The organism is Pedococcus soli, from assembly GCF_054782575.1.
This window is the reverse complement of record NZ_BAAGSF010000004.1, coordinates 886,756-900,785: the sequence shown is the minus strand read 5'-3', so window position 1 is coordinate 900,785 and position 14,030 is coordinate 886,756. Positions and strand designations below refer to the sequence as shown.

Sequence of the window (14,030 nt, the reverse complement as noted above, 5' to 3'; positions counted from 1 at the left end):
CCGGCGACCGCGGCCGGCGCGACGTCAGGCCTGCGCGAACCAGGCGTCGAGGCCGTCGAGCAGGCGGGCGAAGTCGTCGTCGTCCGTGTACGACGCCAACCCGATCCGCAGCGCACCCGCGTCCCCGAGGCCCAGGGCCCGGGACGCCTCGAGGGCGTAGAAGTTGCTGGCCGGGACGTTCACCCCGCGGTCGGCGAGGAAGCGATAGATCGCCGAGCTGTCGTGCCCGTCGAACCCCACCAGCAGGGTCGGGGTGCGGTGGGCGGCACGGGAGTAGAGGGTGGCTCCGGGCAGCTCGGCCAGGGCGGCCTCGATGCGCCCGCGCAGCTCGAGCTCGTGCGCCTCGACCGCGGCCAGGGAGCGCACCAGCCGTTCCCGGCGGGAGGCGTCGGACCCGGCGCCCGGCACCAGGTCGGCCATGAAGTCGATCGCAGCGGCGGTGCCGGCCATGAGCTCGTAGGGCAGCGTCCCCAGCTCGAACCGTTCGGGCACCGCGTCGGACGACGGCGCGAGCTTGTCGGGCTGCAGGGTCTCGAGGAACGCCGGATCGGCCGCGAACGCCCCGCAGTGCGGCCCGAAGAACTTGTAGGGCGAGCAGGCCACGACGTCGGCGCCGGACCCGACGAGGTCGACGCTCGCGTGGGCGGCGAGATGGACGGCGTCGACGAACAGCAGCGCACCGTGGTCGTGGGCGATCCCGGCGATGGCGGGCAGGTCCGGGCGGGTGCCGATGAGGTTGGAGGCACCGGTCACCGCGACCAGCCTGGTCCGGTCCGTCACCACGTCCGCGAACGCCTGCGGGTCCAGCTCGCCGGTCTCCGGGTCGAACTCCGCCCACCGGACCGTCGCGCCGACGGCCTGGGCGGCAAGCACCCACGGACGGATGTTCGCGTCGTGGTCGAGCCGGCTGACGACGACCTCGTCGCCCGGACCCCAGTCCTTGGCCAGCGTGCGCGACAGGTCGAACGTCAGTGCCGTCATGCTCCGCCCGAACACCACCCCACCGGGCTGGGCCCCCAGCAGGTCCGCGAGCGCGGAGCGGGCGGCGAGCACGTGGGAGTCGGAGTTCTGCTCCGCCCTCGTGACGCTGCCGCGGGTCGACATCGGGGCGGTCATCGTCGACGCCACGGCTTCGGCCACGACCGTCGGGATCTGAGAGCCACCGGGGCCGTCGAAGTGCGCGGCGCCACCGTCCAGGGCCGGGAACTGGGCGCGGAGGGCGACGACGTCGAGGACGGCGGGGGCAACGGCGGGTGCGGTCGGCGGCATACCCAGCACTGTGCCATCCCCGCGCGGGCAGGGTCGCGTCAGACCGTCCACGCGCGCCGGGCGTCGGAGTCCCAGCGCCGCAGTGACACGGCCTCGCCCACCAGCTCCGGCACCCCACCACGCTCGCGACCCAACGTCCCCAGCGCCGTCGCCACCTCCTCGGCGGGTATGCCGCGGGCGAGCGTCACGTGCGGCACCCACCTCCCCGGGACGGTGTGGGGCGAGGGGTCGGCGGCACCGGCGACCGCGGACCAGACGGCGGTGTGGAGGTCCAGCAGGGCGCGGTCGGTGACGACGAGGCGGGCCAGCACGACGCGGCGGCCACCGAACAGCACCGGCGCGCCGAGCCGCACGGGGACCGGGATCCCCGCCGCCACTGCGGCCAGGAGCTCCTCCGCCGCACCGGGGAACGCGCCGGCGACGGCGACGGAGACGTGCGGCGCGTTGGTCTCGCCGCAGTGGTCGGCCTGGCTGGGCAGCCCCGCCGTGGACAGGGCGGCCCACTCGGCGCGGACCGCGGCATCGGTGGCCGCGTCCAGGAGGAGCTCGACGGACTGCACGACCCCATCCTCGCCGCCGGGGTGACGTACGGCACGCCCGCAGCACGGACTGGCGCCTGTCGCCGCGAGTTGACCGGGAACCGGGAATCAGTCGCCGGTCACCACGGTTGCCGTCCTTGTTGAACTTTTGACGATCGACTTCGAGGAGATTGCATGTCCAAGGCATTCGAGAACGCCCAGGTCGGCCCGTGGACGCTGCCGCAGCGCTTCGTGATGGCTCCGCTCACCCGCAACCGTGCCGGTGAGGGTGGCGTTCCCACCGACCTCAACGTCGAGTACTACCGCCAGCGCGCCAGCGCCGGCCTCATCATCACCGAGGGCACCCAGCCCTCCGCCGTCGGCCAGGGCTACCTCGACACCCCCGGCATCCACAGCGACGAGCAGGTCGCCGGCTGGGCCAAGGTGACCGAGGCCGTGCACGCCGAGGGTGGTCGCATCTTCATCCAGCTCATGCACGTCGGACGCATCGCCCACCCCGACAACAAGGGTGGCCTCGAGTCCGTGGCCCCGAGCGCGATCGCGGCGCCCGGGAAGATGGTCACGGCCACCGGCCAGGTCGACCAGCCGACGCCTCGGGCCCTGGAGACCGACGAGATTCCCGGGATCGTCGCCGACTTCGTGCACGCGGCCCGCCAGGCCGTGGCCGCCGGCGCCGACGGTGTCGAGGTCCACTCGGCCAACGGCTACCTGCTCCACCAGTTCCTCGCGCCGAGCAGCAACACCCGCACCGACGGGTACGGCGGCTCCCCCGAGAACCGTGCGCGCCTGTCGATCGAGGTCACCCGCGCCGTCGCCGAGGCGATCGGCGCCGAGCGCGTCGGGATCCGGATCTCCCCGGCGCACAACATCCAGGGCGTCCTCGAGGAGGACGCGGCCGACACCACGACGACGTACGACGCGCTCGTCTCGGGCATCGCCGACCTGGGTCTGGCCTACCTGAGCATCCTGGCCGCCCCCGACTCCGACCTGCTGCGTGACCTGCGCAAGCGGTTCGACGGCCCGGTCATGATCAACACCGGTTTCGGTGACGTGACGACGCTGGACTCCGTCGAGGGCCTGCTGGAGCGCGACCTCGGTGACCTCGTCGCCGTGGGCCGCCCGTTCCTGGCCAACCCCGACCTGCCCAAGCGCTGGCGCGAGGGCATCGAGCTCAACGAGCCGAACCCCGACACCTTCTACGGCGGCGGCGCCGAGGGCTACACCGACTACCCGGCCGCCTGACCTCCGGCGCCACCGACCCGGCGCCGGACCAGGGCCTGCTCCGCCGTCCAGCGAGCTGTGCCCACCGGAGTGCGCCCTGCCCATGACGTTCCATGGGCAGGGCGCACTTTCATGGGCGCAGTGGATCCCTAGGGTGGGCGGATGTCGCTCGCACGGTTCAAGGACCTCTGCCTCGACGTGCAGGACGAGGCCCGGCAGGTCGCGTTCTGGACGGCGGCCCTCGGCCTGCGGCGCCGGGCCGACCGGACGGACCCGACGGTCCTGCTCGGCGAGACGGCGCACCACAGCCTGTGGCTCAACACCGTGCCCGAGCCGAAGACCGTCAAGAACCGCGTGCACCTCGACGTCGACACCGAGTCCGTGGCCGCGCTCGAGGCCCTGGGTGCGACCGTCCTGGTCCCCGCCACCCGGGAGCAGCGCTGGACGATCATGGCCGACCCGGAGGGTGGTGAGTTCTGCGCGTTCGTCCGGACCCCGGAGCGACTGAGCGGCTACCGCCTGTACGAGGTCGTGGTGGACTGCGCGGATCCCGGCCGGATGGCGCGCTGGTGGGGTGAGGTCCTCGGGCTCCCCGTCGGCAGCGACCAGGAGCACGACTGGTGGTGGCTCGACGCGGGGCCGGACGCCGCCCTGCCGTTCGAGAGCCTGGTGTTCGTGCCGGTGCCCGAGCCGCGGACCGGCAAGAACCGCGTGCACTGGGACGTCGACACCCCCAGCATCGAGGCGCTCGTCGCCGCCGGGGCGCGGGTCCTCGAGGAGCGTCCCGACTGGACGGTCCTGGCCGACCCCGAGGGAAACGTGTTCTGCGCGTTCGTCGAGGCGCCGCCGAACGCGTCGGGCGGCCGCGGGCCACGGGTCACCAGTCCCTGAGCAGGACGCCCCCACGGGTGTCGGTCGCGCAGGGCCGGACGTAGCGTGGAGCAATGACCCAGACCGAACGCCCCGGCACCCTCGGCGAGCTCGTCGCCACCGGCTACACCCACCGCAGCGTGAAGGCGGAGCTCCGCGAGAACCTGCTGGAGCGACTGCGTTCCGGGGAGACTGCGTTCCCGGGCATCGTCGGCTTCGACGACACCGTCCTGCCCGAGCTGGAGAGCGCCCTGCTGGCCGGCCACGACCTCGTCCTGCTCGGCGAGCGCGGCCAGGGCAAGACCCGGCTGATGCGCACCCTCGGCCAGCTGCTCGACGAGTGGGCCCCCGAGGTCGCGGGCTGCGAGATCCACGACGACCCGACCGTTCCGGTGTGCACCCGCTGCCTCAACCTCAAGGCCGACCTCGGGGACGACCTCCCGGTGGTGTGGCGGCACCGGGACGAGCGCTACACCGAGAAGCTGGCCACGCCCGACACCAGCGTCGGGGACCTCGTCGGCGACGTCGACCCGGTCAAGGTCGCCCAGGGCCGCACCCTCGGTGATCCCGAGACGGTCCACTACGGCCTCGTCCCCCGTGCCAACCGCGGCATCTTCGGCCTCAACGAGCTGCCCGACCTCGCCGAACGCATCCAGGTGGCCATGTTCAACGTCCTCGAGGAGCGGGACATCCAGATCCGCGGGTACTCCCTGCGCCTGCCCCTCGACCTGCTGCTCGTGGCCACCGCCAACCCCGAGGACTACACGAACCGCGGACGCATCATCACCCCGCTCAAGGACCGCTTCGGGGCCGAGATCCGCACGCACTACCAGGAGGAGGTCGCCGACGAGGTCCGCCTGATCCAGCAGGAGGCCGAGACCGTCGCCGACGTGCCCGAGCACCTCGTCGAGGTGCTGGCGCGGTTCACCCGCGGGTTGCGTGAGTCCTCGGCGGTCGACCAGCGGTCGGGCGTCTCGGCGCGCTTCTCGATCGCGGCGGCCGAGAGCGTGAGCGCCTCGGCCCTGCGGCGCGCGGCTCGCTCCGGCGAGTCCGAGGCCGTGGCCCGGATCTGCGACGTGCCCACCGTGGTGCCGACGCTGCTCGGCAAGGTGGAGTTCGAGATGGGCGAGGAGGGACGCGAGCGCGACGTGCTCGACCACCTCCTGCGGCTCGCGACCGCCGAGACGTTCCGGGCACGGCTGCAGGGCCTGGACCTGTCGGGGTTCACCGAGCGGTTCGCCGAGGGCGAGGTCGTCGAGACCGGCGAGCTCGTCCCCGCGGCCGACCTGCTCGCCCAGATCGGGACCACCCCGGGCCTGTCCAAGGTGCTCGACCGGCTCGGCCACGGCGACGACGCCGGCCCGGGCCAGGTCGCTGCCGCTGTCGAGTTCGTCCTCGAGGGCCTGCACCTCACCCGGCGCCTCGACAAGGACACCGTGGCCGGCCGCACGGTCTACGGGGCCTGATCGTGCCCGGCAGCGGTCACCACGGCGACCGGTTCCGCTACGGCCCGTGGCAGGGTGGGGCCGATCCGCTGGCCCCGCCGTTCGACGTGCGGGAGGCCCTCGACGAGATCGGCCGCGACGTCCTCGCGGGGGGCTCCGCCCGAGAGGCCCTGCGCGACCTGCTGCGGCGCGGGATGGACGGGCGACGCGGGCTCGACGAGCTCGCCGACCGCATACGGCGGGCTCGGGACGCGGCCCGGCGCAAGGGTGACCTGTCGGGCACGCTCGACCAGGTCCGGGCGGCCCTCGACCAGGCCCTCGCTGCCGAGCGCGACGCCCTCGCCGGGGAGGACACCGACGACGCGCGCCTCGCCGAGATGGACCTCGCCACGCTGCCCGACGACGCGGCCGGTCAGGTGCGGGCGCTCGCCTCGCACGAGTGGCACTCCCCCGAGGCGAAGGCGATCTACGACTCGATCGCCCAGATGCTGCAGCGCGAGGTGATGGACGCGCAGTTCGCCGGGATGGCGCGGGCGCTGTCCGACCCGGACCCGGAGGCGATGGCGGCGGTCCGGGACATGCTCGCCGACCTCAACCGGCTGCTCGCCTCGCACGCCCGGGGCGAGGACACGACCGACGCGTTCCGGCAGTTCATGGACAAGCACGGCGAGCTGTTCCCCGAGGACCCGCAGGACGTCGACGAGCTGATCGACGCCCTCGCCCGGCGACAGGCCGCTGCGGCCCGGATGATGGCCTCGCTCACCCCGGAGCAGCGCGAGCAGCTCGGCCAGCTCATGAGCGACGCCCTCGCCGACGCCGACCTGGCCTCGGAGATGGCGCAGCTGAACGACAACCTGCGCGCACTGCGACCCGGGCTCGACCGCGGCAGCCCCGTCGGGATGCGCCCCGGTGGTGAGCCCCTGGGCTACAGCGCGGCCGTCGAGGCGGTCGCCGAGCTCGCCGACCTCGAGTCACTCATGGAGCAGATCGGCCAGGGCTACGGCGGGTCGAGCCTGGACGACATCGACGTCGAACGCCTCGAGCAGCACCTCGGCGCCGATGCCGCCCGCGACCTCGAGGCGTTGCGGCAGCTGGAGCGCGAGCTCGAGCGCCAGGGGTACGTCAGCCAGGGCGACGACGGTCTGCGGCTCACCCCGCGCGCCGTGCGTCGGCTCGGGGAGACGGCGTTGAAGAAGGTGTTCGAGGGGCTGTCCGCCGACGGCCACGGCGACCACGACGACCGCCGCACCGGCCACGCCGACGAACCCACCGGCCTGACGAGGGCCTGGGAGTTCGGCGACGAGCAGCCGCTCGACGTCCCGCGCACGGTCGCGAACGCCTTGCGCCGCACCGGTATCCAGCCGGGCCAGGTGAGCCTCGACGTGGCCGACTTCGAGGTGGTCGAGACCGAGCGTCGCACCACGGCGGCGGTCGCCCTCTGCGTGGACATGTCGTTCTCGATGGTCAACGAAGGCCGTTGGGGGCCGATGAAGCAGACGGCGCTGGCGTTGTCGCACCTGGTGCAGACGCGGTTCCGGCAGGACGCGCTGCAGATCATCGGGTTCAACATCGCCGCCAGGCGCCTCACCCCCGTGCAGCTCGCCGATGCCGAGCCGGAGTGGGTGCAGGGCACCAACCTCCAGCACGCACTCATGCTCGCCTCCCGTCACCTGCGCCGGCACCCGCAGGCGCAACCGGTGGTGCTCGTCGTCACCGACGGCGAGCCGACGGCGCACCTCGGGGACGGCGGCATACCGGAGTTCCAGTGGCCGACGACGAACGCGACCCTGCGCGCCACGGTCGCCCAGGTCGACGAGCTGCGGCGGGCCGGGGCCGCGCTCAACGTGTTCATGCTCGGCGAGGACCCGGGGCTGGCGCGGTTCGTCGACGCCATCGCGCGGCGAGCCGGCGGGCGGGTGTTCACCCCCAGCGTCGACCGGCTCGGCGAGTACGTCGTCAGCGACTACCTCCAGGCCCGCAAGGGGCGTCGCGCTGCCGGCTGACGAGCCCGGGGAACAACCACACCTCGCCGTGCGCTGGCACGGTGAGCAGCACCCCGCCCCACCCGACCCCCGCCCGACCCCCACGAGAGGCCACGCATGAGCCGCTGGACCGCTGACCAGATGCCCGACCTCACCGGACGGCGCGCCCTCGTCACCGGCGCCAACTCCGGGATCGGGCTGGTCGAGGCGCGCGAGCTGGCCCGCCACGGCGCCGACGTCGTCATGGCAGTCCGCAACACGTCCTCCGGCGAGGAGGGCGCCCGACGGATCCGCGCCACCGGGGCGAAGGGGCGCGTCACCGTCGAGTCGCTCGACCTGGCCTCCCAGGCGTCGGTCCACGCGTTCGCCGACCGGTTCGACGGGCCGCTCGACCTGCTCGTCAACAACGCCGGAGTCATGGCCCCGCCGCGGCGACGCGAGACCGAGGACGGCTTCGAGCTGCAGTTCGGCACCAACCACCTGGGCCACTTCGCCCTGACCGGCCTGCTCCTGCCGCACCTCCTCGAGTCCTCGGCCCCGCGGGTCACGACGGTCTCGTCGATCGCGCACCACGCCGGCGACGGCGTGGTCTGCGAGGGCAACCCCAGCGAGGGCTACGACCCGCAGTCGTCGTACGGCCGCTCCAAGCTCGCCAACCTGCTCTTCGCGACCGAGCTGCAGCGGCGCGCCACGGCGGCCGGGTCGACGCTCACCTCCACGGCTGCGCACCCCGGCGTCTCCGCCACCAACCTCGTGGCCAGCAAGGACGGCATGGGCGCCATACCGGTGGTCGGCACGATCGCCCAGTGGGGCGTGAAGCTCGCGTTCCCCGGTCCGGACAAGGGCGCCGAAGGGATCCTTTACGCGGCGACCGTGGCCGAGCCCGGGTCCTACTCGGGCCCGACCGGGTTCCGCGAGACCCGCGGCCCGGTGGGCGAGGCCCGGCGCAGCCAGTGGGCGCGCGACGAGACGCTGTCCGGCCTGCTGTGGGGGCGCAGCGAGGAGCTCACGGGCGTGCAGTTCACCTTCTGAGCGGCTCGGCAGCTCGGCCCGGCGGCCCGGCGGCCCGGCGGCCCGGCGGCTCGGCGGCTCGGCCCGGGCACGTCCCCGCGCCCACACCCATGCTCCACTCTCGATGAGCGCGAAGTGTCGGAATGCTCCGTCTGTTCCGACAGTTCGCGCTCACTCAGGTATGGCGCCCGCGTCGGAACCCGTCGCGGTGGGCGGGCGTTGGCTGTCGAGAGGCCGATGTCGCCGCCCGTGGGTAGCGTCGGGACGGCCCAGCCGACCCCACCACCGGGGCTGACGACGAGAGCGAGCCGATGGCCCAGCGACACCGCGACCACCTGCCCGAGGACTTCAGCGAGCGCAGCCTGAGCGAGGACGTCCGCTCCGGGTTGACCAGCAGCCCCAAGACGCTGCCGCCGAAGTGGTTCTACGACAAGGTCGGCAGCGAGCTCTACGAGGAGATCACCCGGCTGCCGGAGTACTACCCCTTCGCCGCGGAGCGGGAGATCCTCATGGCCCGCGCCCCGGAGATCGTGTCCGCTGCGGGGAGCCACCACCTCATCGAGCTGGGCTCCGGCTCCTCGGAGAAGACGCGGGCCCTCATCGAGGCCGTGCTGGCCTCCACCCCGGACGGCGAGCAGGCGGCATACCGGGCGATCGACGTCAGCGAGAGCGCCCTTCGCGCCGCTGCCGAGGACCTGGCCCTGCGGTACCCCGCGCTCGAGCTCGAGTCGGTGAGGGCCGACTTCGAGCACGGCCTGGCCGAGGCCCTGGCCGTCGACGAGGGCGACCGCACCGGTGGCCGCTTGGTGATCTTCCTGGGTGGCACCATCGGCAACCAGGACCCGCAGCAGCGGCAACGGTTCCTCGCCACCCTGCACGGGGCGCTGGAACCCGGTGACGCGTTTTTGCTCGGTGCCGACCTGGTGAAGTCGCCCGACGTGCTCGTGCCGGCGTACGACGACGCCGCCGGGGTGACGGCGGCGTTCAACCTCAACGTCCTCGAGGTGGTCAACGGTCGCCTCGGCGCCGACTTCGACCCCCGGGACTTCCGCCACGTCGCCGTGTGGGATGCCGAGAACGCCTGGATCGAGATGCGTCTCGAGGCCGTGCGCGACGTGCACGTCCGGATCGCCGACCTCGACCTCGAGGTGGACTTCGCGGCAGGCGAGCAGCTGCGCACCGAGATCTCGGCCAAGTTCACCCGCGAGCGCCTGGCTGCGGAGTTCGAGGCGGCCGGGTTCGACGCCGCCGGGTGGTGGACGGACGACGCCGGCCGGTTCAGCGTGTCGCTCTGGACGGTCGCGGCGCGGGCGCTGACGTGACCGACCGCATCGTCGAGCTCATCAACCAGATCGGTGAGCTGGGGGTCGGCCTGCTGATCCTGCTCGAGACCGTCATCCCCCCGATCCCGTCCGAGGTCGTGCTGCCGTTCGCCGGGTTCGCCGCCGCGGCAGGTCATCTCAACCCCTACCTCGCGTGGGCTGCCGCCACCGTCGGGTCGCTGCTCGGCGCCTACGTCCTCTACTGGCTCGGTGTCGCCCTGAGCTACGAACGCCTGCACCACCTCGCGGGCAAGCCGTGGTTCCTCCTCTTCGGCCAGCGCGACCTCGACCGCGGTCAACGGTTCTTCGAGGCACGCGGCGAGGTCGTCGTGCTCGTGGGCCGCTGCATCCCGTTCATCCGCTCGGTGGTCTCGGTGCCGGCCGGGCTCACGCGGATGTCGTTCCTGCGGTTCAGCCTGCTCACCGCCCTCGGCAGCGGGGTCTGGAACGCCGTCTTCATCTACGCGGGCTACCGCCTCGGCGACGACTACGCGGCCGTGGAGCGCTACCTCGCCCCCGTGAGCAAGGCCGTCGTCGCGATCGTCCTCGTCGTCCTCGTCTGGCTCGTGGCCCGCCGCCTGCGCGAGCGCCGTATGGCGCGTGCGCGCGAGACCGTGGGCGCCGGCTCCCGCGAGGCCGGCTGAGACGACGGGCACCGCGCGCTCGGCAGGGGTCGCTACCCTCGCCGGTGTGGGGGACCTCCAGATCGACCGGGCGCAGGCGCGGCGGATCGCCGTGCGCGCCCAGATGCTCGACCTCCCCCGACCCGGTGACCTCGTCGAGGTCGTGCAGCAGCTGAGCCTCCTGCAGATCGACCCCGCGGCACCGATCGCCCCGAGTGCCGAGCTCGTGCTCTGGAGCCGGCTCGGGGCCGCCTACCGCTCGGCGGACCTGCAGCAGGCGCTCGAGACGCGGACGCTGGTGGAGTTCAACGGCATGGTCCGGCCTGTCGAAGACCTGCCCGCGCACCTCGCCGGCGCCGAGGACTGGCCACGGGACTGGGAACAGGCCCGGGGATGGCTGCGGGCCAACGACCCGTTCCGGCAGGACGTGCTCAACCGGCTCGAGGACCACGGGCCCCTGCTGTCCAAGGAGATCCCCGACACGAGCCTGGTGTCGTGGCCGTCGTCGGGGTGGACCAACGACCGCAACGTGACGCAGATGCTGGAGTTCCTCGTCATGCGGGCCGAGGTGGCGGTCAGCGGCCGGAGGGGACGGCAGCGGGTCTTCGACCTCGCCGAGCGCGTCTACCCGGACCAGCCGGCGATGACCGTGGACGAGGCGAGGCGCCATCGAGACGAGCGCCGCCTGACCTCCCTCGGCATCGCGAGGGCCAAGGGGACGAAGATGCCCAGCGAGCCGGTCGACGTCGGTGAGGCGGGTCTCGCCGTGACGGTCGACGGAGTCGACGGACGGTGGCGGGTCGACCCCGTGGCGCTGGAACGCGACGAGACGACGCCGTTCCGTGGACGGGCGGCCCTGCTGTCGCCGTACGACCGACTGGTCTACGACCGGTCAAGGGCGCAGGACCTGTTCGGCTTCGAGTACGTCCTCGAGGTCTACAAGCCGGCCTCGAAGCGGCGTTGGGGCTACTACGCGCTGCCGATCCTGTTCGGGGACAGGCTGATCGGCAAGCTCGACGCCAAGGCCGAACGCAAGGAAGGCATCCTCGAGGTGCACGCGGTCCACCAGGACGTGACGTTCACCGACGAGATGACGACGGCGGTGGAGGCCGAGATCGACGCCCTCGCCGACTGGCTCGGGCTGGCGAGGCTGCGATGACGAACCGGGACGAGGCGCGCCGCCTGGCCGACCAGCTGCTCGAGCAGGCCGGGGCGCTACGGGACGGCGTCGCCATCGGCGACGAGTCCCGGGTGGCCGCCGCCCTCGCCGCCACGGGGTCCTCGTTGCAGCGCCTCGCTCGACACCTCGGCGTGGAGCTCGCTCCTCCCGCAGACGATGCTGCCCCGGTCGCACCACCCACGGGGCCGATCCCGTTGCCACCACTGGAGATCACCGTCCCGGTCCTGGGCGTCGACGCCTGCACGGCCGGGTGGGTCGGCGCGATCCTCGAGCCGGGCGCGCCCCGTCCCCGCATCGCGGTCGCCGAGACGATCGGTGGTCTCGTCGAGACGGTGCGGCAGTCGCTGGGCATCCAGGTCGTCGGCATCGACATCCCCATCGGGTTGCCCGACGACAGCACCCGTCAGGCTGATGCGTTGGCCCGCAAGGTGTTGAAGGGCAAGGCCTCCTCGGTGTTCACCACGCTGACCAGGGCCGCCTACGCGGCCGGGTCGCGATCCGAGGCCGACACGGTGAACCGGTCGCTGTCCGACCAGGGTGTGGGCGCGCAGGCCTTCGCGCTGCGGCCCAAGATCCTCGAGGTCGACACCTGGCTCCGCAGCCGACCCACCGTCATGGTGCTCGAGGTCCATCCGGAGCTGTCCTACGCGACGATGGCGGGAGCCCCCCTGCTCGACAACAAGAAGACCGACGAGGGACGCCGGGCCCGGCTCGCCGCCCTGTCCGCGGCCGGGCTCGCCTCGCCCTCGGTCCTGTCCGGACCCGGGTATGCCGCCGACGACGTCCTCGACGCCTGCGCCGTCGCGTGGACCGCAGCGCGTAGGGCCGTGGGCCTGGCCACCCCGCTCCCGGACCCGCCCGAGGTCTTCAGCGACGGCATACCGGCAGCGATCTGGGCCTGACCCGGCACCCGGACCGGGCGCCGCAAGGCCTCCCCAGAACGGGGGCTTGACCTTGACGCAGCGTCAGGGTTGCACCCTCGTGGCATGACCACGACACACGCCATCGAGATCGTGGGGCTCACCAAGTCCTACGGCGACCACGACGTGCTCAACGGCGTCGACCTCCGGGTCGGTGCCGGGAGCATCCACGCCCTCCTCGGTTCCAACGGGGCTGGCAAGACCACCGCGGTGAAGATCCTCTCCACCCTCCTGCGCCCGGACGGCGGGACCGCCACCGTCAACGGGTACGACGTGGCAGCGCAGCCCCAGGAGGTCCGCGCCTCGATCAGCCTCACCGGGCAGTTCGCGGCCGTCGACGAGGTCCTCACCGGTCGGGAGAACCTCGTCCTCATCGCCGAGCTGCGGCGGCAGCCTGCACCGGGCGCCGTCGCCGACGGCCTGCTCGCGAGGTTCGACCTGACCGACGCGGGCGGGAAGCGGGTGGCCACGTACTCGGGCGGGATGCGGCGACGCCTCGACATCGCGATGAGCCTGATCGGTGACCCGCCGGTGCTGTTCCTCGACGAACCGACCACCGGCCTCGACCCCCAGTCGCGGCTCGAGGTCTGGGCGACCGTCCGCGAGCTCGCAGGGCGGGGCACGACCGTGCTGCTGACCACCCAGTACCTGGACGAGGCCGAGCAGCTCGCGGACCGCATCGCGGTGCTGCACGAGGGCCGCATCATCGCCGACGGCACGCTCGCCGACCTCAAGCAGCTGCTCCCGCCGACCACGGTCGAGTACGTCGAGAAGCAGCCCACCCTCGAAGACATCTTCCTCGCGATCGTCGGCCACGGCGGCGCCCACCACGAAGGAGCCACCCGATGACCACCGTCGGCCACGACACGACCGTGCTGCTCAAGCGGTCCCTGCGCCACGTCCTGCGCACCCCAGACACCATCATCACGACGGCGATCACCCCGATCGCGATGCTGCTGCTGTTCGTCTACGTCTTCGGCGGTGCGATCGACGTCGGCGACCAGAGCTACGTCGACTACCTCCTGCCGGGCATCCTGCTCGTCACCGTCGCGTCAGGAATCGCGTACACCGCGTTCCGCCTGTTCACCGACGTGTCGGGCGGGATCGTCGAGCGGTTCCAGTCCATGCCGATCGCGCGGTCGGCCGTGCTGTGGAGCCACGTGCTCACCTCCGTGGTGGCGAACCTGACCTCGCTCGTGCTCGTCGTCGCCGTCGCCCTCGTGATGGGATTCCGTTCCGGCGCAGGGGTTCTCGCCTGGCTCGGCGTGCTCGCCATCATGGTCCTGTTCACCCTGGCCCTGACTTGGCTCGCCGTGATCCCCGGCCTCACGGCCAGGTCGGTCGACGGGGTGAGCGGGTTCTCCTACCCGCTGATCTTCCTGCCCTTCATCAGCTCCGCCTTCGTCCCCACCGCGGGGATGCCGGGACCGGTGCGCTGGTTCGCCGAGCACCAGCCCGTCACCTCGATCGTGGACACGATCCGTCGCCTGTTGGCCGAGCAGCCGGTGGGCAGCGACGTCTGGGTCGCGCTGGCCTGGTGCGTCGGGCTGCTCGTCGTCGCGTACCTGCTCGCCATGCGCACCTACCGCGCCAAGGTCGCCTGACCACGCGCCATACCGGGAGGGAAACCCGCGTGAGCACCTGCGAA

The 14,030-nt window shown here is 72.6% G+C and carries 13 protein-coding genes; 11 read left to right on the top strand and 2 right to left on the bottom strand.

Annotated elements, in window-relative coordinates:
* Positions 1-24: 24 nt before the first annotated feature.
* Positions 25-1,269, bottom strand: coding sequence for a cysteine desulfurase-like protein (locus ACYVKF_RS10260; protein ID WP_460966360.1), 1,245 nt, complete (start codon positions 1,267-1,269; stop codon positions 25-27).
* Positions 1,270-1,307: 38 nt separating this feature from the next.
* Positions 1,308-1,829, bottom strand: coding sequence for a 2'-5' RNA ligase family protein (locus tag ACYVKF_RS10255; RefSeq protein WP_460966359.1), 522 nt, complete (start codon positions 1,827-1,829; stop codon positions 1,308-1,310).
* Between the two features lie 153 nt (positions 1,830-1,982).
* Between ACYVKF_RS10255 and ACYVKF_RS10250 the strand changes: the two genes are divergently transcribed.
* The 11 genes from ACYVKF_RS10250 to ACYVKF_RS10200 all read left to right on the top strand — a co-directional run bounded on the left by ACYVKF_RS10250 (position 1,983) and on the right by ACYVKF_RS10200 (position 13,986).
* The gene (locus ACYVKF_RS10250) at positions 1,983-3,050 is read left to right on the top strand and encodes an alkene reductase (protein ID WP_460966358.1); all 1,068 of its coding nucleotides are present in this window, start codon (positions 1,983-1,985) and stop codon (positions 3,048-3,050) included.
* 141 nt (positions 3,051-3,191) lie between these two features.
* On the top strand, positions 3,192-3,920 hold the full coding sequence (locus tag ACYVKF_RS10245) for a VOC family protein (RefSeq protein ID WP_460966357.1): 729 nt from the start codon (positions 3,192-3,194) through the stop codon (positions 3,918-3,920).
* 53 nt (positions 3,921-3,973) lie between these two features.
* Positions 3,974-5,365, top strand: a complete 1,392-nt coding sequence (locus ACYVKF_RS10240) for a sigma 54-interacting transcriptional regulator (RefSeq protein ID WP_056916161.1) — start codon at positions 3,974-3,976, stop codon at positions 5,363-5,365.
* A 2-nt stretch (positions 5,366-5,367) separates the two neighbouring features.
* Positions 5,368-7,347 carry a vWA domain-containing protein gene (locus ACYVKF_RS10235; RefSeq protein ID WP_460966356.1) on the top strand — a complete coding sequence of 660 codons (1,980 nt, stop codon included), beginning with the start codon at positions 5,368-5,370 and terminating at the stop codon, positions 7,345-7,347.
* Between the two features lie 96 nt (positions 7,348-7,443).
* A complete protein-coding gene (locus ACYVKF_RS10230) occupies positions 7,444-8,358 on the top strand; it encodes an oxidoreductase (protein WP_460966355.1) in 915 nt (304 codons plus the stop codon).
* Between the two features lie 290 nt (positions 8,359-8,648).
* Positions 8,649-9,659, top strand: coding sequence for an L-histidine N(alpha)-methyltransferase (gene egtD / locus ACYVKF_RS10225; RefSeq protein WP_460966354.1), 1,011 nt, complete (start codon positions 8,649-8,651; stop codon positions 9,657-9,659).
* On the top strand, positions 9,656-10,303 hold the full coding sequence (locus ACYVKF_RS10220; RefSeq protein WP_460966353.1) for a DedA family protein: 648 nt from the start codon (positions 9,656-9,658) through the stop codon (positions 10,301-10,303). Before egtD ends, ACYVKF_RS10220 begins: the two co-directional genes overlap by 4 nt.
* Positions 10,304-10,349: 46 nt before the next feature.
* A complete protein-coding gene (locus tag ACYVKF_RS10215; RefSeq protein ID WP_235529205.1) occupies positions 10,350-11,441 on the top strand; it encodes a DNA glycosylase AlkZ-like family protein in 1,092 nt (363 codons plus the stop codon).
* Positions 11,438-12,364 (top strand): DUF429 domain-containing protein, encoded by a 927-nt coding sequence (locus tag ACYVKF_RS10210; RefSeq protein WP_460966352.1) that lies wholly within the window; start codon positions 11,438-11,440, stop codon positions 12,362-12,364. The genes ACYVKF_RS10215 and ACYVKF_RS10210 overlap by 4 nt, the downstream gene beginning before the upstream one ends.
* Before the next feature lie 84 nt (positions 12,365-12,448).
* A complete protein-coding gene (locus tag ACYVKF_RS10205; RefSeq protein ID WP_056916156.1) occupies positions 12,449-13,231 on the top strand; it encodes an ABC transporter ATP-binding protein in 783 nt (260 codons plus the stop codon).
* Positions 13,228-13,986: an ABC transporter permease gene (locus ACYVKF_RS10200; protein WP_460966351.1), complete on the top strand. Its 759-nt coding sequence runs from the start codon at positions 13,228-13,230 to the stop codon at positions 13,984-13,986. The genes ACYVKF_RS10205 and ACYVKF_RS10200 overlap by 4 nt, the downstream gene beginning before the upstream one ends.
* Positions 13,987-14,030 lie beyond the last annotated feature (44 nt).

Bases quoted from the DNA above. Each gene is read 5' to 3' on its own strand.
- ACYVKF_RS10205 (WP_056916156.1), top strand. From the start codon at position 12,449: ATGACCACGACACACGCCATCGAGATCGTGGGGCTCACCAAGTCCTAC.
- ACYVKF_RS10210 (WP_460966352.1), top strand. From the start codon at position 11,438: ATGACGAACCGGGACGAGGCGCGCCGCCTGGCCGACCAGCTGCTCGAG.
- ACYVKF_RS10200 (WP_460966351.1), top strand. From the start codon at position 13,228: ATGACCACCGTCGGCCACGACACGACCGTGCTGCTCAAGCGGTCCCTG.
- ACYVKF_RS10250 (WP_460966358.1), top strand. From the start codon at position 1,983: ATGTCCAAGGCATTCGAGAACGCCCAGGTCGGCCCGTGGACGCTGCCG.
- egtD (WP_460966354.1), top strand. From the start codon at position 8,649: ATGGCCCAGCGACACCGCGACCACCTGCCCGAGGACTTCAGCGAGCGC.
- ACYVKF_RS10245 (WP_460966357.1), top strand. From the start codon at position 3,192: ATGTCGCTCGCACGGTTCAAGGACCTCTGCCTCGACGTGCAGGACGAG.
- ACYVKF_RS10230 (WP_460966355.1), top strand. From the start codon at position 7,444: ATGAGCCGCTGGACCGCTGACCAGATGCCCGACCTCACCGGACGGCGC.
- ACYVKF_RS10260 (WP_460966360.1), bottom strand. From the start codon at position 1,269: ATGCCGCCGACCGCACCCGCCGTTGCCCCCGCCGTCCTCGACGTCGTC.
- ACYVKF_RS10240 (WP_056916161.1), top strand. From the start codon at position 3,974: ATGACCCAGACCGAACGCCCCGGCACCCTCGGCGAGCTCGTCGCCACC.